Origin of the sequence: Nocardia sp. NPDC003269 (assembly GCF_042888005.1) — a bacterium.
Classification (GTDB): Bacteria; Actinomycetota; Actinomycetes; order Mycobacteriales; family Mycobacteriaceae; genus Nocardia.
On the sequence record NZ_JBIAPA010000001.1, the window covers coordinates 773,435 to 794,291 of the forward strand.

At 71.4% G+C, this 20,857-nt stretch carries 15 protein-coding genes; 7 read left to right on the forward strand and 8 right to left on the reverse strand.

Translation table 11 applies throughout. The annotated features are described in order from the left end of the window. Positions 1–33 precede the first annotated feature (33 nt). Positions 34–1,596 (forward strand): aldehyde dehydrogenase family protein, encoded by a 1,563-nt coding sequence (locus tag ACFYWJ_RS03555; protein ID WP_355270658.1) that lies wholly within the window; start codon positions 34–36, stop codon positions 1,594–1,596. A gap of 414 nt (positions 1,597–2,010) precedes the next feature. Then, positions 2,011–2,907: a LysR substrate-binding domain-containing protein gene (locus ACFYWJ_RS03560; RefSeq protein ID WP_355280830.1), complete on the forward strand. Its 897-nt coding sequence runs from the start codon at positions 2,011–2,013 to the stop codon at positions 2,905–2,907. Here the strand turns inward: ACFYWJ_RS03560 and ACFYWJ_RS03565 are convergent. Continuing rightward, on the reverse strand, positions 2,904–4,253 hold the full coding sequence (locus ACFYWJ_RS03565; protein WP_355280831.1) for an amidase family protein: 1,350 nt from the start codon (positions 4,251–4,253) through the stop codon (positions 2,904–2,906). The genes ACFYWJ_RS03560 and ACFYWJ_RS03565 overlap by 4 nt on opposite strands. Before the next feature lie 225 nt (positions 4,254–4,478). On the opposite strand from ACFYWJ_RS03565, the gene ACFYWJ_RS03570 reads away from it, so the two are divergent. Genes ACFYWJ_RS03570 through ACFYWJ_RS03580 form a run of 3 tightly spaced genes read left to right on the forward strand, consistent with a single transcriptional unit; the run spans position 4,479 to position 10,758 of the window. Next, positions 4,479–6,884 (forward strand): serine/threonine-protein kinase, encoded by a 2,406-nt coding sequence (locus tag ACFYWJ_RS03570; RefSeq protein WP_355280833.1) that lies wholly within the window; start codon positions 4,479–4,481, stop codon positions 6,882–6,884. 45 nt (positions 6,885–6,929) lie between these two features. Continuing rightward, the gene (locus ACFYWJ_RS03575) at positions 6,930–8,828 is read left to right on the forward strand and encodes a serine/threonine-protein kinase (RefSeq protein WP_355280835.1); all 1,899 of its coding nucleotides are present in this window, start codon (positions 6,930–6,932) and stop codon (positions 8,826–8,828) included. 31 nt (positions 8,829–8,859) lie between these two features. Beyond that, a complete protein-coding gene (locus tag ACFYWJ_RS03580) occupies positions 8,860–10,758 on the forward strand; it encodes a serine/threonine-protein kinase (RefSeq protein WP_355280837.1) in 1,899 nt (632 codons plus the stop codon). Here ACFYWJ_RS03580 and ACFYWJ_RS03585 read toward each other — a convergent pair. Continuing rightward, complete coding sequence (locus tag ACFYWJ_RS03585) at positions 10,746–11,576, reverse strand: SDR family NAD(P)-dependent oxidoreductase (protein ID WP_355280839.1); 831 nt, start codon at positions 11,574–11,576, stop codon at positions 10,746–10,748. The genes ACFYWJ_RS03580 and ACFYWJ_RS03585 overlap by 13 nt on opposite strands. A 120-nt stretch (positions 11,577–11,696) precedes the next feature. Here ACFYWJ_RS03585 and ACFYWJ_RS03590 point away from each other — a divergent pair, with 120 nt between their 5' ends. After that, positions 11,697–12,296, forward strand: a complete 600-nt coding sequence (locus ACFYWJ_RS03590) for a TetR/AcrR family transcriptional regulator (protein WP_355280841.1) — start codon at positions 11,697–11,699, stop codon at positions 12,294–12,296. Here ACFYWJ_RS03590 and hpt read toward each other — a convergent pair. The 4 genes from hpt to dacB all read right to left on the reverse strand — a co-directional run bounded on the left by hpt (position 12,293) and on the right by dacB (position 16,577). Further along, entirely contained in the window at positions 12,293–12,844 is a 552-nt protein-coding gene (hpt, locus tag ACFYWJ_RS03595) for a hypoxanthine phosphoribosyltransferase (RefSeq protein ID WP_218720732.1), read from the reverse strand. The genes ACFYWJ_RS03590 and hpt overlap by 4 nt on opposite strands. 48 nt (positions 12,845–12,892) lie before the next feature. Next, positions 12,893–13,912: a tRNA lysidine(34) synthetase TilS gene (gene tilS / locus ACFYWJ_RS03600; protein WP_355280843.1), complete on the reverse strand. Its 1,020-nt coding sequence runs from the start codon at positions 13,910–13,912 to the stop codon at positions 12,893–12,895. 61 nt (positions 13,913–13,973) lie between these two features. Then, positions 13,974–15,038 carry a zinc-dependent metalloprotease gene (locus ACFYWJ_RS03605; protein WP_355280845.1) on the reverse strand — a complete coding sequence of 355 codons (1,065 nt, stop codon included), beginning with the start codon at positions 15,036–15,038 and terminating at the stop codon, positions 13,974–13,976. A gap of 12 nt (positions 15,039–15,050) precedes the next feature. Further along, positions 15,051–16,577: a D-alanyl-D-alanine carboxypeptidase/D-alanyl-D-alanine-endopeptidase gene (dacB, locus tag ACFYWJ_RS03610; protein WP_355280846.1), complete on the reverse strand. Its 1,527-nt coding sequence runs from the start codon at positions 16,575–16,577 to the stop codon at positions 15,051–15,053. 205 nt (positions 16,578–16,782) lie between these two features. Between dacB and ACFYWJ_RS03615 the strand changes: the two genes are divergently transcribed. Next, complete coding sequence (locus ACFYWJ_RS03615; protein ID WP_355280848.1) at positions 16,783–17,271, forward strand: inorganic diphosphatase; 489 nt, start codon at positions 16,783–16,785, stop codon at positions 17,269–17,271. A gap of 192 nt (positions 17,272–17,463) precedes the next feature. Here ACFYWJ_RS03615 and ACFYWJ_RS03620 read toward each other — a convergent pair whose 3' ends face one another. Further along, positions 17,464–20,433, reverse strand: coding sequence for a BTAD domain-containing putative transcriptional regulator (locus ACFYWJ_RS03620; RefSeq protein WP_355280849.1), 2,970 nt, complete (start codon positions 20,431–20,433; stop codon positions 17,464–17,466). Between the two features lie 108 nt (positions 20,434–20,541). After that, positions 20,542–20,769 (reverse strand): hypothetical protein, encoded by a 228-nt coding sequence (locus ACFYWJ_RS03625; protein ID WP_218720726.1) that lies wholly within the window; start codon positions 20,767–20,769, stop codon positions 20,542–20,544. Positions 20,770–20,857 lie beyond the last annotated feature (88 nt).

The window sequence follows — 20,857 nt, forward strand, 5'->3', positions numbered from 1 at the left end:
ACTGATTCACACAACGCAGTGGGGAGCACGACAGTGACCGAACTCGACCAGACCGCCGCGGCCGATGCCCAGGTGATCGCGGTACACAATCCGGCGACCGGCGTACAGACCGGCTCGGTGCCGATCGTCGCGCCGGACGACGTGGCGGCCGCGGTCCGGGAACTGCGCCTCTACCAGCCCGAATGGGAGGCGATCGGCCCCGAGGGCCGCAAGAAGTGGCTGCTGAAGATGCAGGACTGGATGATCGACAACACCGAGCATCTGGCCGCGGTCCTGCAGTCCGAGACCGCCAAGCCGCGCGTCGACGCGCTCATCGATCCGGCCTTCGCCGTGGATCTGCTCGGCTACTACGCGCGCAGGGCGGGCAAGTTCCTCGCCGACGAGCATCCCTCCCCGCACAGCCCGCTGGCCCGGGTGAAGTCGCTGACCGTCGCCTACCGGCCGTACCCGGTCGTCGGCGTGATCACGCCGTGGAACTTCCCGCTCGCGATGCCCGCGATCGACGTGTTCCCCGCGCTGGCGGCCGGCGCCGCGGTGATCCTCAAGCCGTCGGAGGTGACCCCACTGTCGGCGGTCGAGCTGGCCCGCGGCTGGGCCGAGATCGGCGCGCCGCCGGTGTTCAAGGTGGTCACCGGCGCGGGCGCGACCGGCGCGGCCGTCGTCGAGAACGCCGACTACATCCAGTTCACCGGCTCCACCGCGACCGGCCGCAAGATCGCGACCGCCTGCGCGGAGCGGATGGTGCCCTACAGCCTCGAACTCGGCGGCAAGGATCCGGCGATCGTGCTGGCCGACGCCGACATCGATCGCGCCGCGCACGGCATCGCCTTCGGCGGCATGTTCAACGCCGGGCAGGTCTGCATCTCGGTCGAGCGGGTCTACGTGGAGGCGCCGGTCTACGACGAGTTCGTCACCAAGCTGACCGCCGCCGTGGCCGCCCTGCGCCAGGGCGAGGACGGGCGCGAATCGAAGAACGACGTGGGCGCGCTGGCCAACGAGAACCAGGTGCGGATCGTGCAGCGCCATGTCGACGAGGCGATCGCGGCGGGCGCGCGGGCGACCACCGGCGGCAAGCGCACCGGGGTCGGCACGTTCTTCGAGCCGACCGTGCTCGTCGATGTCGACCATTCGATGTCGTGCGTCGCCGAGGAGACCTTCGGCCCGACGCTGCCGGTGATGAAGGTGGCTGACGAGGCCGAGGCGATCCGGCTGGCCAACGATTCGATCTACGGCCTGTCGGCGTCGGTGTGGACCGGCGACAAGGCGCGCGGCGAACGCGTGGCCCGGCAGCTGAACGCGGGCGCGGTCAACATCAACGACGTGTTCTCGAACCTGTTCAACCCGGCGATGCCGATGGGCGGCTGGGGCCTGTCCGGCGTCGGCGCGCGCTGGGGCGGGGCGGCGGGCCTGCGCAAGTACTGCCGCGCGCAGGCGATGACCAAGCCGAAGCTGCCCACCATGGGCAAGGAACTGTTCTGGTACCCGTACGACATGAACAAGCTGGTCATCGCGGTGGGCGCGATGCGGGCCGCCGGTGCGCGCGGCATCCGCCGCATCGACCTCCCCGCGGTCTGGCGGCTCAAGAGCGGTCGATGAGCACCGCCCGCCGCGTGAGCTGAGGCGGCGAATCCGGCCGTGCGCGCACCGCGCGCACGGCCGGATTCCGCCCACCGAAACCTGTTTGTGACGAAACTCACTGCATCGCAGGGTTTCCCGCACGGACAGTGGTCAGCGGTCTGTTTCATCGCCCGACGGCGTCGCCGGGGCGCACGCCACACCCCACCGAATCGTGTGAGCCCGGACGCATTTCCGCTGGTCAACCGCCCAGCAGTCACACATCCACCGGTCGTCGCCCGGTGCTTGTCCACAAATGACGCCTCAATGATGCAGCGCACCATGTCAGGCCATATGCTGTGCGATACCAACCTGGTGACTGTTTTGATCCACTTACGCGAACTTCCTTGCCCGTTTTGGCTGGAATTTCCCGACCGATTCTGATAGCAAGGTGCTATGGACCCGCATTTGCGCGATCTGCGGTATTTCGTCGCCGTCGCTGAGGAACTGCATTTCACCAACGCCGCCCAGCGGCTGCACATCGCTCAGCCGACGCTCTCACGCCAGATCCGCCAGCTCGAACGCCAGCTCGACGTGGTCCTGTTCGACCGCAACCAGCGCAGTGTCGCCCTGACCGTCGCCGGTAAGGAACTGCTCGAAGGCGCCCGCAAGATCCTGGAGCTGTGGGAGGTGACCAACGTCTCCCTGCAGGAAGCCGGTGAAGTGCTGCGCGTGGGCATTCAGTCGGCCCTCGGCCGCGGCCTGCTCAACGACCTGGAGAGCGCCAGCGGCCACCGCCTGGCCCTGCACGCCGCCTCCTGGAACGACCCGTCCAGCGGCCTGGCGGGCCGACAGGCCGACCTGGCCCTGGTGTGGCTGCCGCTGCCCGACCCCAACCGCTACCGCTGGCAGGTGCTGCGCACCGAGCCGCGCTGGGTGCTGCTCCCCGAGAACCACCCGCTCGCCGAGCAGGAGACGATCGAGTTCGCCGATCTGCTCGACGAGCCGTTCGTCGCCCTGCCGACCGAGGCGGGCGCGGTCCGTGACTTCTGGCTCGGCAACGACGCCCGCGGCGGCCGCGCGGCCAAGATCGGCGCCGAGGCGGCCACCCCCGAGGACAAGCTCGAGGCCGTGAGCCTGGGCCTGGGCGTGTGCCTGCTCGCCGAGAACAACGTCCCGATGTACCGCTGGCCCGGCCTGACCGCGCGTCCGGTCGCCGGCCTCACCCCGTGTGAGCTGGCGGTGGCGTGGCGCGCCGACGACACCCGGCCGACCATCCTGGAGTTCGCCGGGCGCGCCGTCGACGGTGGCTTCTCCGAACCCCAGCAGCAGCCGCAGCCGATCGCGGTCTAGTTCGACAGTTCCAGTTGGGCGGCGAGGCCGAGCAAGGTGGCCTCGCTGCCGGGCGGACCGGCCAGCTGTGCCGCGAGCGGGGTGTGCGCCTCGGGATGGGTGCCCATCGGCACCGACGCGGCGGGCCAGCCGACCAGATTCCAGATGCCGGTGAACGGCGCGTAGCGCGCCGAGGCCAGCACGTTCGAGGTCCAGCCGCGCCCGCTCCACTTCCTGGCCTTGGGCGGCGGCGCCGCGAGCGTGGGGGTGATCACCACGTCGAAGTTCTCGAAGAAGTCGACCAGCCGGGCCTCGGTCCGGTCGACCTGATCCGGGCGCACCAGCCGCAGCCGCCGGATCAGCCTGCCCAGCGCCAGATGCCGCTTGGTGCGGCGCTGCAACAGCTCGGGGTGCGGTAGCCGGGCCGCGTCGGCCAGGCTCACGCTCGGCCAGCGCAGCAGCATCAGCAGCGCCACGTCGCCGTAGGGAAGTTCGACCGGTTCCACCAGGTGACCGGCCGCCGCCGCGCGCGCACCCGCGGTACGCGCTGCCGCCGTCCAGTGTCGATCCACCCGGACCAGTCGCGACGGCGGAGCCACGGCAAGTCCGACGCGTAGTCGCTGTGGCGCGCGTAGCTCGGCCAGATCCGACCGGTCCGCCAGCACCGACAGCGCCAGCGCCGCGTCCGACACGGTCGTCGCGAGCACGCCGTTCTCGGCCATGCCACCCCAGGAGTCGGCGCCGATCTCGGCGGGCACCACCTGTCGACCCGGCTTGATCCCGAAGACACCGCACGCCGCGGCGGGCACCCGGATCGAACCGAGCCCGTCGTTGCCGTGCGCGATCGGCACCAGCCCGGCCGCGACCGCGGCGGCCGCCCCGCCCGAGGACCCACCGGCCGACCGGCCGACATCGCGCGGATTGCGGGTGACGGTGCCGTCCTCGTCGGTCGTCGCCCAGAGGCCGAGCTCGGGCATCGCGGTCACCCCGACCACGATCGCGCCCGCGGCCCGCAGCCTGGCCACCACCGGATGATCGGCGGACGCCGGCTCGGCCGAGGTGGCGGCGGAACCCGTCCTGGTCGGCACGCCTGCGACCTCGATGTTCTGTTTCACCGCGACCGGCACCCCGGCCAGCGGCAGCTCGTCCAGCTCGTCGCGGGCGGTCAGCTCGCGGGCCTCGGCGCGCGCCTGCTCGGCGCGCACGACGGTGAACGCGTTGATCTTGCGATTCTCCGAGGAGATGCGGGTCAGTGCCTCGGTCACCACGTCGACGGGCGCGATCGTGCCCGCGCGTACCCGGGCGGCCAGCGCCGCCGCCGGGCCGCCGATGGGGTACTCGTCGGCGGGTGGGTGGGAAGAGTTCATCGCCACCTCAGCGTCCGTCACGCCGTCGTCGTCGACGGACTCCCATGCTACCGCTGTGAGGTCATCGTGCATGTGCGGATTCGCCCCCGTCGCATGGTCGTCGAAATTCGGGTGATCTGCTCTCGAGGCGCAAAGTATCATTCGGGTACGGCTCGGGGGCCGATGGTGTCGGGTGTGGCGGAAGGAATTTCGGTCACGCTCCACGCGAACCTTAGGTCGGTTTGGATGAGCGATAACACCGGAAGCGGTGACGGACCCGACACGAGCGCCGGTCCGGGTACAAACGTGCGCGCGAACATGGTCGACGCGTTCGCCGAAGCCTGGGGAGCCACCGGTCAGCCGCCTGATATGTCCGAGTTCCTGCCCGATGCGCAGACCCTGCGCAGGCAGGCGCTGCACGAGCTGATCCGCGTCGATCTGCGGCACCGGTGGCTGCAGCACGCGGGCGAGACCGTTGCCCGCAAGCGCCTGGCCGACTACTGCGCGGAGTTCCCCGAACTCGCGCGCACCACGCTGCCCGCCGGGCTGGTGTTCGAGGAATTCGTCATCCGCAGGCACAGCGGCGAGCGCGTCGACCCCCGCGACTGCCTGCGCGAATACCCGGATCAGGCGTCGAGTCTGCGCGGCCTGCTCAACACCGACGAGCTCGAACAGAGCACCCACCGCACCGACGATCCCGACCCAACGGTGAACCATCCGCCCACGTCACGTCGTACTACCCAGGTGACCACGCCCGAGCTCGACCTCACCGCGACAGCGACCGCTGCGGCAACCGCCGCGGCAACCGCCGACGCGTCCGGGCCCGGCGCGTTCGCGCCGCTGGACCGGATCGAGATCGGGCAGCGGATCGGCGATTTCGAGCTGCTGACCGGGCTCGGGTCCGGCGCGTTCGCGCGGGTCTTCCTGGCTCGGCAGACCTCGATGCAGCGGCTGGTCGCGGTGAAGATCTCCGCCGACCGCGGCACCGAGCCGCAGACGCTGGCCCAGCTCGACCACGACTACATCGTGCGCGTGTTCGACCAGCAGCTGCTCGACACCGACGCGGCGCCGTCCGCGGCCCGCCGCCTGCGCCTGCTCTACATGCAGTTCCTGCCCGGCGGCACCCTGCTCGGCCTGCTGCGCTGGGTCCGCGCGACCCCGCCCGAGGAGCGCAGCGGCAAGCTGCTGCTCGACGCCGTGGACGCGGCGATGGAGGAGAAGGGCGAGATCCGCCCGACCGACTCGAGCGTGCGTGCCGAACTGGCCGAGCTGAGCTGGCCGGAGACCGTGGCCTGGCTGGGCAGGCGACTCGCCGAGGCCCTCGACTACGCGGCCGCGCACGGCGTGCTGCACCGCGACGTCAAGCCCGCCAATGTCCTGCTGACCGCCGAGGGCGTGCCCAAGCTGGCCGACTTCAACATCAGCTTCAGCCGCACGGTCGCCGGTACCAGCCCGGTCTCGTACTTCGGCGGCTCGCTGTCGTACATGTCGCCCGAGCAGCTGGAGGCCTGCCATCCCGGGCTCGGCCGCAGCGCCGCCGACCTGGACACCCGCGCCGACATCTACTCCCTCGGCGTGGTCCTGTGGGAACTGCTGACCGGCGCGAAGCCCTTCGACGACAGCACCGCCGAGGCGGCGGGCGGCGGCGACGAGACCACCCTCGAGGCCATGCTGGAACGCCGCACCGGCGGTGTCGATCAGGCCGCGCTGGACCGGGTGCCGGCGAACTGCCCGGCCGCCCTGCGCCGGGTCCTGCTGACCTGCCTGGAACCCGACCGCTCCCGGCGCTGGCCCGACGGCGCGGTGCTGGCCAAGCAGTTCGACCTGTGCCTCGACGAGCGCGCCCGCGATCTGGTCGACCCACCGCCCAACAGCTGGCGAATGGTGCTGCGCAGGCTGCCGCTGCTGGTGATGGTGGTCGCCATCGGCATCCCGAACGCCCTCGCCTCCTGGTACAACATCGTGCACAACCAGACGCTGGTGGTGAGCAGACTCAGCGAGTCGGCGCAACAATCGTTCGTGGTGATCACGGCCGGGGTGAACCTCGTGTTCTTCCCCGCCGGCACCGTCCTGCTCATCTACCTGGCCCGGTTCGTGCTCTCGGTGCCACGGGGCATGCGCCACGGCAAACGCTACGACCCGGCGACGCTGCGCCGCACCAGACACGACACCCTGCGCCTGGGCGACCGCGCGGTGATCGTCGCGTTCTCGCTGTGGGCGTTGTCCGGGGTCACCTTCCCGATCGCCCTGCAACTGGCCTCCGGGGACGTCCCCATGCACGCGGTCATCCACTTCCTGGCCTCGCTGCTGGTCTGCGGCGCGATCGCGGTCGCCTACCCGTTCTTCCTGGTCACCTTCTACCTGGTCCGCTGCATCTACCCGATCTTCCTGCGACACGGCGAGATCAGCACCGACGACGCCGTCTGGCTGCGCGCGCTCAGCCGCCGCAGCACCTGGTACCTGGCGGTGGCCGCGTCGATCCCGCTGCTGGCGGTGGCCGGCGTGACCTTCCTGCCACCCACCGACATCCCGCAGGTGATCGTGGCCGTCCGGGTCCTGTGCGTCGGCGGCATCATCGCCTTCGTCGGCTCGTACCTGCTGTTCCGTCAGCTCGAGGCCGACCTGGCCGCCCTGGAGCGGGTCGTCAGCTGACCGGTGCGATGAACCCCGCGCCGGTGCGCGGCCGTACCACCTGAGGTGAGCTCGACACGCACGACCGAGGCGACCCGGCCCGCGCCCGAGACCGCGTACCCGGCCGACCGGCGTGGCCTCGACCGGATCGAGGTCGGCGCGCGGATCGGTGACTTCGAGCTGCTCACCGAACTCGGCACCGGCGCCTTCGCCCGGGTCTTCCTGGCCAGGCAGCGCTCGATGCAGCGACTGGTCGCGGTGAAGATCTCCGCCGACACCGGCACCGAACCGCAGACCCTGGCCCAGCTCGACCACGACTACATCGTGCGCGTCTTCGACCAGCAGATACTCGACGGCTCACCCCGGCTGCGCATGCTCTACATGCAGTTCCTGCCCGGCGGCACGCTGCTCGACGTGCTGCGCTGGGTCCGCGCCACCCCGCCCGCCGAGCGCACCAGCCGGTTGCTGCTCGACGCCGTCGACGCGGCCATGAAGGAGAAGGGCGAGATCCGCCCGACCGACTCGGCCGTGCGCGCCGAGCTCGCCGGGCTGAGCTGGCCGGAGACCGTGGCCTGGCTGGGCAGCAGGCTGGCGTCGGCCTTGCAGCACGCGGCGGGCAACGGTGTGCTGCACCGCGACGTCAAACCGGCCAATGTCCTGCTGACCGCCGAGGGTGTGCCCAAGCTGGCCGACTTCAACATCAGCTTCAGCCGCTCGACCGACACCAGCCCGGTGTCCTATTTCGGCGGCTCGCTGGCCTACATGTCCCCGGAGCAGCTCGAGGCCTGTCATCCGGGCTACGACCGCACCGCCGCCGACCTGGACACCCGCGCCGACATCTACTCCCTCGGCGTGCTCCTGTGGGAACTGCTCACCGGCGCGAAACCCTTCGACGACACCACCGTCCCCGACGACGACCTGCACCCGGAGATCGCCCTGGACGCCGCCCTGGAACGCCGCGCCGCGGGCGCCACCGCGACGGCCGTCGACCAGGTGCCCGCCGACTGCCCCGCCGCGCTGCGCCGCATCCTGCTGACCTGCCTGGCCCCCGACCGCGCCGACCGGTGGGCCGACGGCGCGATCCTGGCCGCGCAGTTCGACCTGTGCCTGGACCCGCACGCCCGCGACCTCGTCGACCCGCCACCGACCAGCTGGCGCATCCGCCTGCGGCCGTACCTGTTCCCCATTCTGGCGCTCTCGATCGCGATCCCGAACGTGCTGGCCGCCTACTACCAGCGGCAGCTGAACACCGCGCTGCTGCACAGCAGGCTCGACCCCGGCACCCGCGCCACCCAGCGCGAGGTCTCCGACCTCACCAATCTGCTCTTCTTCTCCGCGGGCGGCGCCACCCTGATCTACCTGGGCCGTCGGCTGCTGACCATCCCGCATCGGCTCCGCGCGGGCCGGCGCTGTTCGCCCCGTGCCCTCGAGCGGGCCAGACAGGACTGCCTGCGGCTCGGGCACCTGGCGGTCGCGGTGGTGTTCGTGCTGTGGGTCGTCGCGGGAGTGATCTACGCGATCACCATCGGGGTCGCGGACGGCGTGCTGCCGGTCCGCACGGTCGTGCACCTGCTGCTGGTGTCCGCGATCTGCGCCGCCGTCGCCATGACGTACCCGTTCTTCCTGATCACCCTGTATCTGCTGCGCTGCGTCTATCCGATGTTCCTGCACCACGGCCAGGACTTCCGCGGCGACGGCGGCTCGCTGACGGCCCTGGCCGCGTGGTGCCGCCGGTACCTGGTGGTCGCGGCGTCGATTCCGCTGCTGGTCGTCGCGAGCGCGACCTTCCTGCCGGTTCCGGACCTGCTGACCACGCTCGCCCCGCTGCGCACGATCTGTGTGGGCGGGCTGATCGGTTTCGTCGGCTCCTATGTGCTGTTCCGGATCATCGAATCCGATATCCGGGCACTGCTGCGGGTGACCGGGTCCGGCTATCCGCGCGCGGGTCCGCCGACATCGCGATGAACCACCCGCCGCTCGCGCCCGTACCCCCGGCGTGAGCTCCACACGCACCGCCGAGGCGACCAGGCCCGCACTCGACCGCACCGGCGCGGCGCATCCGACCGATCGGCGTGGACTCGACCGGATCGCGGTCGGTACCAGGATCGGTGACTTCGAGTTGCTCACCGAACTCGGCGCGGGCGCGTTCGCGCGCGTCTTCCTGGCCCGGCAACGCTCGATGCAGCGACTGGTCGCGGTGAAGATCTCCGCCGACAGCGGCAGCGAGCCGCAGACGCTGGCCCAGCTCGACCACGACTACATCGTGCGCGTCTTCGACCAGCAGGTGCTCGACGATCCCGCCGACGGCTCCCCCCGATTGCGGCTGCTGTACATGCAGTTCCTGCCCGGCGGCACGCTGCTCGACGTCCTGCGCTGGGTCCGCGCCACCCCGCCCGCCGAGCGCACCAGCGGGCTGCTGCTCGACGCCGTCGACGCGGCCATGGAGGAGAAGGGCGAGATCCGCCCGACCGACTCGGCCGTGCGCGCCCAGCTGGCCCGGCTCAGCTGGCCGGAGACCGTCGCCTGGCTCGGCAGCAGGCTCGCCGCCGCCCTGCACCACGCGGCGGGCAACGGCGTGCTGCACCGCGACGTCAAACCCGCCAACGTCCTGCTCACCGCCGAGGGCGTGCCCAAGCTGGCCGACTTCAACATCAGCTTCAGCCGCTCGACCGACCCCAATCCCGTCTCGTACTTCGGCGGCTCGCTGTCGTACATGTCGCCCGAGCAGCTCGAGGCCTGCCACCCCGGCTACGAGCGCACCGCCGCCGACCTCGACACCCGCGCAGATATCTACTCCCTCGGCGTCCTGCTCTGGGAACTGCTCACCGGGGCGAAACCCTTCGACGACACCACCGTCCCCCTCGACGAACTGCGCCCGGAGATCGCCCTGGACGCCGCCCTGGAACGCCGCGACGACGGCGTCACCGCCGCCGCGCTCGCCCAGCTGCCCACCGACTGCCCGGCCGCGCTGCGCCGGGTCCTGCTGACCTGCCTGGCCGCCGACCGCGCGGACCGCTGGCCCGACGCCGGTGTCCTCGCCGCGCAGTTCGATCTCTGCCTTGACCCGCACGCCCGCGACCTCGTCGACCCACCACCGAACAGCTGGCGCATCCGGCTGCGGCCGTACCTGTTCGCGATCCTGGCGCTGTCGATCACGATCCCCAATCTGCTGGCCGCGATCTACAACGCCCAGCTGAACACCGCGCTGATCGTCGACCGGCTCGACCCGGCCACCAGGGAAACCCTGCTGACGGTCGCTGGCGTGACGAACGTGCTCTTCTTCTCCGCGGGCGCCGCGACCCTGATCTACCTGGCCCGGCGCCTGCTGATCGTGCCCCGGCGGCTCCGCGCGGGCCTGCGCTGCTCACCCGGTGCGCTCGATCGCGCCCGTCGCGACTCCCTGCGGTTCGGCAACCAGGCCGTGGTGGTGGCCGTCGTGCTGTGGCTGTCGGCGGCCGTCGTCTTCGCCGCCACGATCGCGCTGGCGGGCAGCCTGACGCTGCGCACGGCGGTGCACTTCCTCATCGCGGCGGCGATCAGCGCGGCCATCGCGACGACCTACCCGTTCTTCCTGATCACGCTCTACCTCACGCGCTGTGTCTATCCGCTCTTCGTGCACCACGGACAGGACTTCCGCGCCGACGGCGCGGCACTGACGGGCCTGATCACGCGATGTCACCGCTATCTGATGACGGCCGCGTCGATTCCGCTGCTCGCCATCGGGAGCGCGACCTTCCTGCCCATCCCGGACCTGCTGACGACCACCACCCCGCTCCGCGCGATCTGCGTGGGCGGGGCGCTGGGTTTCGCCGGTTCCTACGCGCTGTTCCGCGTCATCGAGGGCGATATCCGCGCCCTGCTGCGGGTGGTCGGCACCCGGCCTCAGCCCGCCTGACGGCTGAGCTCCTCCCACTTCGCGAGCTCCGCGGTGCGGGCCGCGCCGAGGTCGGCGACCATGTCGAAGGCCGCGTCGCCCAGGATGATCCGCTTCGGCGGCTCGGCCATGTCCACCAAGCGGACGACGACGGCGGCGGCCGAGGCCGGATCGGCGTCCTTCGACTCGCTCCACATCTCCTCGAGCCAGGCCCGCACCGGGGCGTAGGCCGGGTTCTGCTCGGTCATGGTGAGACCGGTGGTGAACAGGCCGGTCTCGTAGCCGCCGGGCTGCACGATGGTGACGGCGATGCCGAACCGTTCCACCTCCATGGCCAGCGCCTCGGTCATCGCGTCGAGAGCGGCCTTGCCCGCGCTGTAGACGCCGGTGGCCGCGAAGCCGCCCGCCGACCCCATGGACGACACCTGGAGGATGTGCCCGGAGCCCTGCTCGCGCAGCAGCGGCACCACCGCCTGGCTCACCCACAGCGCGCCGAAGAAGTTGACATCCAGGTGGTCGCGGGCTTGCCGCTCGGTGAGTTCCTCGAGCATGCCGAGCACCACCCCGCCCGCGTTGTTGACGACGACGTCGAGCCGCCCGAACGCGTCGTACGCCCGCCGCACCCCGGCGAAGACCGCCGTGCGATCGGCGACGTCGAGCGCGAAGGTGACCAGTCGCCCGTCGGCGGCGGTGACCAGATCGTCGAGCGGGGTGACGTCACGGGCGACGCCGACGACCCGATCACCGGCCGCGAGAGCGGCCTCGGCGAACGCCCGGCCGAGCCCCCGCGAGGCGCCGGTGATGAACCAGGTGCGGGCTTCGTTGTCTGCGCGGGTCATGTGCGTCTCCTTCACGTGCGACGAGACGGTTCGTCTCGCTTGCTGAATACGAGGATGGGCCATGATCGAGCGATTGTCAAGACGAAACGTCTCGTTTTATTTTCGGGCTAGACTCACCCCATGGCACGAACCCCGGACAGCGCCCGTCGCAGCGAACGGTCCCGATCGGCGATCCTGAACGCGACCCGCGAACTCGTCGGCGAGACCGCCTACGCGAAGCTGACCATCGAGGCCATCGCCGCACGCGCCGGGGTCGGCAAGCAGACCATCTACCGGTGGTGGCCGTCCAAGGGCGCGGTGGTCTTCGACGCCCTGCTCGCGCAGAGCGAGGACCCCGACGGCGGCGGCATCGAACTGCCGGACACCGGCGACCTCGCGGCCGACCTGAAGACGGTGCTGCGCGCGACGGTCGCCGAATTCGCCGATCCCGCGTTCGACGCGCCGATCCGGGCGGTGCTCACCGAGGTCATCAACGACCCGGCGCTGGCCGCGCTCTACCGCGAGAAGCTGGAACAGCCGGTGCACGCGGCCAAGGTCCGGCGGCTGGCCGCGGCACAGCGCGCCGGGCAGCTGCGCGCGGACGCCGACCTGGATCTGGTCGTCGACCTGCTCTACGGACCGATCACCCAGCGCTGGCTACCACGCTCCGGCCCGCTGGACGCGGCCTTCGCCGACGCCCTGGTCGAGTCGGTGCTGCGTGCCTTCGGACCGGCGGACTAGGAGTAGACCTTCGGGTCCAGCGTGCCGATGAACGGCAGGTCGCGGTAGCGCTCGGCGTAGTCGAGGCCGTAGCCGACGACGAACTCGTTCGGGATGTCGAAGCCCACGTGCGCGACGTCGACCGGGGTGCGCAGCGCGTCGGGCTTGCGCAACAGGGTCACCACTTCCAGCGAGGCCGGGTTGCGGGTGGACAGGTTGCGCTTGAGCCAGGACAGGGTCAGGCCGGAGTCGATGATGTCCTCGACGATCAGCACATTGCGGCCCGCGATGTCCTTGTCCAGGTCCTTCATGATGCGCACGACGCCCGAGGACGAGGTGGACGAACCATAGGACGACACGGCCATGAACTCGAGCTGAGTGGGAATCGGCAGCGCCCTGGCGAAGTCGGTCATGAAGAAGATCGCGCCCTTGAGCACGCAGACCAGCAGGAGGTCGCCCTCGGGGGAATCCGGCGGGTATCGCTTGGCGACGATCTCGGCCAGCTCTTCGATCTTGGCTTTGATCTCGTCTTCGGTGATCAGCACCGATGCGATGTCGTCTCCGTACACGGAAGTGGGTTTCCCTTCAGTGGTGTCGATCCCGACCGGGCCGATCCATTATGTGGCATCGTTTCGCGGCTGCGCGCGTACCGTCAGCGTGCCATGCGCGCGCGTCACGACCAACCTGTGGTCCCTGCTGCCCCCGGCCACGGCCACCCCACCCTGCCCGCGCCAGTTGCTCACGAGTTCGTCGATCGCCTGTAAATGTGCGTTCAGCACGCCGCCGATGCCCTGGTCGGCGAGCCAGGCCCGGATCGTCCGGCGACGCAGCGCCGGGGCCGCAGTGGCCAGGATCTCGATCGACAGCGCGGGTCGATCACTGTCGCCGGGGCCACCCTCGCCCACGGTGGCCGCGCGCAGCAGGTCGGCGGTGAGCACGTCGAGGACATCGCCGTCGGCGCGCAGCTGGTCGGCCGTGCGGGCCAGCGCCTGGGCTACTCCGCCGCCGAGCACGTCCTCGAGCAGCGGCAGGACTTCGGTGCGCACCCGCACCCGGGTGTAGGCCGGGTCGAGGTTGTGCGGGTCCTCCCACGGTTCGATCCCGAGGTCGACACACATCTGTCGCGTCTGCGCCCGCCGCACCGCCAGCAACGGCCGCCCCCACGGCTCGTTCCACGCCGCCATGCCCTGAATCGAACGCCCGCCCGACCCACGGGCCAGCCCGAGCAAGACGGTCTCGGCCTGGTCGTCGAGGGTGTGCCCGAGCAGCACCGGCCGCTCCCCGCGCACCGATTCCAGCGCCGCGTACCTGGCCGCTCGCGCCGCCGCCTCGACCCCGCCGCCGCGCCCGACCTCGACCGCGACCACCTCGGCAGCCACACACCCCAGCGCCCTCGCCTGCTCGGCCGCCCGCCCGGCCACCTCCCCCGACCCGTCCTGCAACCGGTGATCCACGACGATCGCGGTCACGTCTTCAGCCTCAACGACAGCGGCCGCGACCAGCGCCAGCGAATCGGCGCCCCCGGAGAGCCCGACCACCACCGGCATCGGCCCACCGCGCGCCGCGACCCACTCCCGCACACCCCGCCGCACCGCCAGCACAGCGGGAGTCTCCGGAAGCCGCACCTGACCCGTCATCGAGCACCGCCGGCCGCCGACGAAACCTCAGCGGCACGCGCATCCCCGAGAGGCGGAACAGTCACAGCACGCGGGTGATCCAGCGGCCCGGATCATCCACCTCGTCGAGGCGGGGCAGGGTCTCCGCGTTCGTCCACACCGTGTTGAACTCCGCGACGCCCACCCGTTCGACTACGGCGTCCACGAACTTCTTGCCGCGCACGTACTGCGCGACCTTCGCGTCCACGCCGAGCAGCGCGCGCAGCAACCGCTGCACCGGGTTGGTCGGCTTCTTCCTGCGCTGGTCGAAGGCACGCCGGATATCGGCGACCGTCGGGACGACGGCCGGTCCGACGGCGTCCATGACGTGGTCGGCGTGGCCTTCCAGCAGCGTGCCGAGCATGAGCAGCCGGTCCAGCGCCTCGCGCTGCGGCGGTGCCTGGGCGGCGCGCAGCAGGCCGACGACGCCGCGGCTGTTCGGGTCGTCGGCGGTGTCGCCGTCGCGGCGCGAGCGCACCTCGGCGAGCAACCGGCTCAGCATCTCGCTCATCGGCTCCTCGCCGACCTCGCTGAGGATGTCGACATTGGCGCGCATGTAGTCGGCCAGCCACGGGGCCGAGGAGAACTGCACCCGGTGGGTCACCTCGTGCAGGCAGACCCAGAGCCGGAAGTCGGACGGGTCGACCCCGAGCGCCCGCTCCACGCTGAGGATATTGGGCGCGACCAGCAGCAGCGTGCCGTCCTCGCCGGTGAACGGGTCGTACTGACCCAGGATCGCGGTCGACAGGAACGCCAGCATGGTCCCAGCCTGCAAGCCGGCGGGCTTGCCGACGAGCTTGCCGGTCGTCGAGACGGCCTCGGTGCCGGTGAGCACGGCCATCGACTCGGCGGCGGCGCCGATCCAGCCGGGCCGGTCGACGATCCTGGCCTCGGGCACCGGCCGGTCGTCGAGCAGTCCGCTGACCTCACGCACCGGCCCTTCGGCCCGCACCGACGCGGTGGCCAGCTCGGCGACGACCTGTTCGGCGGTCTGCCGTGAGGTCCGCGGCCCGGCGGGCGCGAGCACGGCGCCGGTGCGGGCGGCCAGCCGCCAGTCCACCGCGCCGCTGAACCCGGAGGTCGTGCGCCCGGTCTTGTCGTCGGTCATCGCCACCCGCTCTCAGGAGCATCCGCAGTTGCGCAGGGTGCCCGCCACCGCGTCGAGGGCGGGCCTGCTGACCTCCGGCAACCGATCGTTGGACATCAGCGCGAAGGTCAGTACCCGGCCGTCCCGGTCGAGCACATATCCGACCAACGCGCTGGCGACACTCAGAGTTCCGGTCTTGGCTCGCACCCAGCCCGCGCCCTGGCGGTTCTGGGTGACGAAGCGCGGCGCCAGCGTCCCGGTGCCGCCCGCGACCGGCAGGTCGTCCAGCAGCGGCGCGAGAGCCGCTGCGCGCGGGTCGTTCTCGGGCCTGGCCTGGGTTCCGGCCGGTGCCACTGCCGCGTCACCGGTGGGCTCGGCGGCGGTGGCGATGATGGAGTCGAGCAGCCGCGGCGGCACCCGGTCGTCGACGGACAGCCCGCTGTTGTCGGCCAGATGCAGTCCGGCGACATCGAATCCGGCGCTGGTCAGTGCCCCGGTGGTGGCGGCGACGGCACCGGCGAAGGACGCCTCGTGCCCGGTCGCGACCGCCAGTTCCCGCCCGATCGTCTCGGCGAGCACGTTGTCGGAGTGGATCATCATGTCGTGCAACCGGACTCGCAGCGGCGCCGATTCCACCTTCGCGATCTCGGCACCGTTCTGCGCGGCCGGGCCGACCCGCACGGCGGCCGGGTCGACGCCGAGTTCGGCGGCCAGCGCGCGCCCGGCGTCCAGCGCGGGCGTCGAGGTGCGCGGCGAGTAGTCGGCCGACGGATCGAAGCGGCCGCCGTCGAGCATGATCGGTTCGATCGGGGTGATCGAGCCCTCCGGAATGTCGACCGGGTCCCAGCCCGAGGCCATCGTCGGCCCGCGATAGGCGGAGGTGTCGACCACGATCGCGGTGACCTGCCTGCCCGTCGCCTTGATCCGCGCGGCCAGATCGGCGATCCGGGCGCCGTCGGTGTAGTAGCCGCCGTCGGCCCTGGTGGTCAGCGTCGGGTCGCCGCCGCCGACGAGCACCAGCTCGCCCGGCGCGCCGGCGAGGACCCTGGTCGCCACCCGCTGATCGTCGGGCAGCGTGAGCAGCGCGGCCGCGACGAGCATGACCTTCGCGGTCGAGGAGGGGATCATCGCCTTGGCCGGGTCCTGGCTCCACAGCACCGCACCGCTGGTCGGATCGCTCACCTGACCGGCGAAACTACCCAGATCGGGGCTGCCGACGACCGGCGCGAGCGCGGCGGAGATCCCGGCGGGCGTCGGCGCGGGCGCGTCCGACCGGGCCGGGGTGACCTCGGCGATCGGCTGCTCGGTGGCCGGTGGCGGGGCCACGGTGAGCCCGCCGTGCCGGAACTCCGGGGTCCACGGTTTCGCGATCGCCGCGAACCCACCCGCGATCACCAGCAGCGCGACGACCACCGCGGACAGCCAGATCCACAGCGACGATCGCCCACTCTTCGGTCCCGGCTGCTCGGCGTTGCGATCGAGCGCTACGGTCGGCGCTTCGTTGCCATAGGGCGGATGACCCGTGCCGTAGGGCGGATGACCCGTTCCGCGCTGATCCATCAAGCCACCCGGCCGACCGGGATCTCGAACCTCGACATCAACGCCTCACCGATCCTCGACTGTTCCGCCCGACACGCCTCGACTGCGCGCTGAGCCGCCTGCCGCACCGGTGTACCAGCACACCACACTATCCTCGTTGCGCAACGGTTCCCCAGAACGATCTGGCGATTCGGCAGAGAAGCACTCGAACGAGCAAGGAGATGGCGTGGAGTTCGACGTCACCATCGAGATCCCCAAGGGCTCTCGGAACAAGTACGAGGTCGATCACGAGAGCGGCCGGGTCAAGCTCGACCGGTACCTGTACACCTCCATGGGCTACCCGGCCGACTACGGCTTCATCGAGAACACCCTCGGCGAGGACGGCGATCCGCTGGACGCGCTGGTGCTGCTGCCCGAGTCGGTCTTCCCCGGTGTGATCGTGGAAGCCCGTCCGATCGGCGTGTACCGCATGACCGACGAGGCAGGCGGCGACGACAAGGTGCTGTGCGTGCCCGCGGGCGACCCGCGCTGGGACCACATCCAGGAACTGGCCGACGTCTCGGAGTTCGAGCTGTCGGCGATCAAGCACTTCTTCGAGCGCTACAAGGACCTGGAGCCGGGCAAGTTCGTCCAGGGTTCGGAGTGGCTGGGCCGCGCCGAGGCCGAGAAGGTCATCGACGAGTCCTTCACCCGCCTGAAGGAAGCCGGCCACTGAGCTGACGTGCACGAAGAACGGGATGTCCGGAGCAGTTCGGACATCCCGTTCTCGTTGTCCCGGTCCGAACCGCCGACCCCCCGGCGACGACGCGGCGCGCTGGCGCGACAACCGGGTACATAGGGCAATCTATCGCGTGAACAGTTGTGTTCGCCAGCGTCCCAGGATTTTTCGTGCCCGGCGATGATGCCGCTATGACGCGGCGATGATGCCGCGACGAGCGCGCAGCGCGGCGAGGTGGTCGTGCAGCAGCGCAAGCACCGGCGCCTCCAGCTCGGCGTCGAGCCGCTCGTGGGTCAGCTGCGGGTCCTGCATCGACTCGAACGCCTCCGCCGCGGCCACGAAGGACTCCTCGGCCTCCCCCGGCTTCCCGGTGGCCTGCTTGATCAGGCCCTGGAGCACGAGCACCCTGGCCCTGGTCAGCGGCCCGATCGCGCGGGTCAGCACCTGGATCGCCTCGTCGACGACGGGTTCGGCGTCCGCGGCCCGGCCCGCCATCAACAGCACGTGCGCCAGCCGCGACAGCGCCCAGCCCAGCCGCAGTTCGATCCCGCCCGCCCGGCCGAGCGCGACCGCCTCCTCGCACAGCCGCACGCCCTCGGCCGTCTCGCCCTGATAGACCAGGGTGACCCCGAGTTCGTGCGTCGCCATCACCTCGAGCGACCGGTTGCCCAGCTCTGCGGCAAGCGCCCGCGCGGTGATCGCGCGCTCGCGCGCGGCCGGGAAATCGCCCGCGTCGGAGTAGGTCTTCACCTCGTGGACCAGGCACGCGCATTCGATCGCGCGGTCACCGACCCGGCGGGCCAGCCGGATCGCGCGCGCCGAATGGGCCAGCGGCGCGGCCGTTTCGGTCCCGCGCCGTGTCGAGGACGACAGCAGCTGCGCGGCGAACGCGGTGAGCCTGGCGTCGCTGATGGTGCCGCGATCCAGCGACAGCGCGATGCGCTGATGGTCGCGGCCCTGACGCAGCGCGCCGAGCGAGTAGGCGAACAGCGCGCCCAGCGCCACCCGCACCCGGCACTCCACCGAGCGGTCCCCCGCGCACAGCGCGGCGTCGAGCAGTTCCTCCAGCGCCCGCGCCACCTCGATGCAGTTCGCGCCGCCGTCGATGAGTTCGGCGGTGGCCCAGGCGATATCGGCGGCGGGGGCCAGCATCGGGCCGCCCGCCTGCGCGCACTGGCGATACAGCGAGACCAGGTTGTGCCGCTGGCCCGCCAGCCACGCCTGGGCCGCGTGCTCGTCGGCGAACCGCACGCCGGGCGCCGCGGTCGGGCGCAGGTGCTCGGGCAGCCGGGTCCCCGGATTGCAGATCGCGACAGCGTGTTTCACGGTGGCGAGGTAGAAGTCGAGCAGCCTGCGCAGCGCGGTCAGCGGTGGGTCGGCGGCGCCGGTGACCGGCAGTTCCCTGGCGAACAGGCGCAGCAGGTCGTGATAGGTGTAGCGGCCCGGCGCGGTGGTCTCGAGCAGGTTCAGGTCGACGAGGTCTTCGCACACCTGCTCGGCCGCGGCGATGTCGAGCTCGAGGATGGCGGCGGCGCCCTCGACGCAGATCTCGCCGACCTCGGGCACCGCGAGCATCCGGAACGCGCGCGCGTGCCCGGTGTCGAGCTGGTCGTAGCTGATCCGGAAGGCCAGCTCGACGGCGAGTTCGCCGGTGCGCAGGACGCTGAGCCGCTGGGCGGTGTCGCGCAGCCGCTCGGCCACGATCCGCACCGTCCACGCCGGACGCGCGGCCAGCCGGGCCCCGACGATGCGGACCGCGAGCGGCAGGCCACCGCACGCGCCGAGCACCGCGGCGACAGCCTCGGGTTCGGCCGCGATCCGGTCGGCGCCCGCGATGCCGGCGAGCAGGCTGTGCGCCTCGGCGTCGGTGAGCACGTCCAGCCGCACCGCGGTGGTGCCCGGCAGCTCGGGCAGTGCCGAGCGACTGGTGACCAGCACCGCCGACCCGGGTGTCCCGGGAATCAGCGGCGCGACCTGGTCGACGGAACGGGCATTGTCGAGGACGACGAGCACCCGCTTCCCGGCCAGCCTGCTGCGGAACTGCGCCGAACGTTCGGCGGCGCCCGCGGCCAGCTCACCCTCCGGCACGCCGAGGACGCGCAGGAAGTCGCCGAGCGTGTCGGCGGCGGTGGCCCCGCCGTCGCGGTCCGCGGCGAAACCGCGCAGGTCGACGTGCAGCTGCCCGTCGGGGAACCGCTCGCGCACCTGGTGCGCCACGTGCACGGCCAGCGCGCTCTTGCCGATCCCACCCATGCCGCCGATCGCGCAGACCGGCACCCCGGTCCCGGTCGCGGTGAGCCGGGCGGCGAGCCGGTCGACCACCTCGGCGCGGCCGGTGAAGTCGACGACGTCGGCGGGCAGCTGCGCGACCCGCTGCGGCGCCTGCGGCCGGGCGGGCGCGACCGGCTCGCGCGGCGCGCTCAGCTCACCGGCCAGGATGCGCCGGTGCAGGTCGGCGAGCTCGCGGCCGGGTTCGATACCGAGCTGGTCGACGAGTTCCCGACGGGTGTCGGCGTAGACGCGCAGCGCCTCGGCCTGGCGGCCGGAGTGGTAGAGCGCGGTCATCAGCAGCGCGCGCGGCCGCTCCCGCAGGGGATGCTCGGCGCACAGCGGGGTGAGGTCGGCGACGGCCTCGGCGTAGCGACCGCGGCGCAGGTCGAGTTCGGCGCGCTGTTCCAGCAGCACGAGCCTGCGGTCGGCGAGATGGGCGCGCTGCCGCTCGGCGAACGGGCCAGGTAGCCCGGCCAGCGGGGTGCCGGTCCACAAGCGCAGCGCGGCGTCGACGGTGTCGCCCGCCGCCGCGGGGTCGGTGTGCGGCGAGTCCATCAGGTCGTCGACCTGTTCGATGTCCACGCAGCCCGCGGGCACCCGCAGCGCGTAACCACCGCCGAGCGCGACCAGCACCCGCGGCGGCTCCCCGGCCGCCCGGTCGGGTTCGAGGATCCGGCGCAGATGCAGGATGTGATTGCGCAGCGCGCCGACGGCACTGGCGGTGGGGTTCTCGCCCCAGACGTCGTCGATCAGTTCGTCGACGGTGGCCGAGCGGCCGGTGCGCAGCAGCAGGGCGGCCAGGAGTGCCCGCTGCTGCCGGGAGCCGAGGTCGAGCTCGACCGCGTCGCGCCAGGCACGGATCTCACCGAGCACGGCGAACGTCAGCATGCGCGGCCAATCTCTCTCACTGGGGGAACTCAGACCGACAATCTAGCCGAACACCGAGAAGGGGCACCCGGCGTCGCCGGATGCCCCTGGGTCGGACGTGCGGGTAACTCAGTACCAGATGTAGAGGTCCCAGCCGTCCCAGTTCTCGGTGCACTCCCAGTAGTAGCCGCCGGTGTAGGACGACTCGCCGTCGGCGCGACAGGCGGCCAGCGTGGCGTAGGTGCCGTAGTAGGTGCCGTACGGGCCCGCGGCGGCGTTGCCCGCCGCGACCGTCGACACCCCGGCGACGGTCGCGGCAGCCAGCAGTCCGGCGGCGATGGTGGTTTTGATGCGCATGTCGTTCGCTCCTCTGTGTTCGTTTTCGACGAGATGAACGGTATGGGCGCGCGAGCGCCGAAACAGCCACCCCTAGGGGGACATCCAG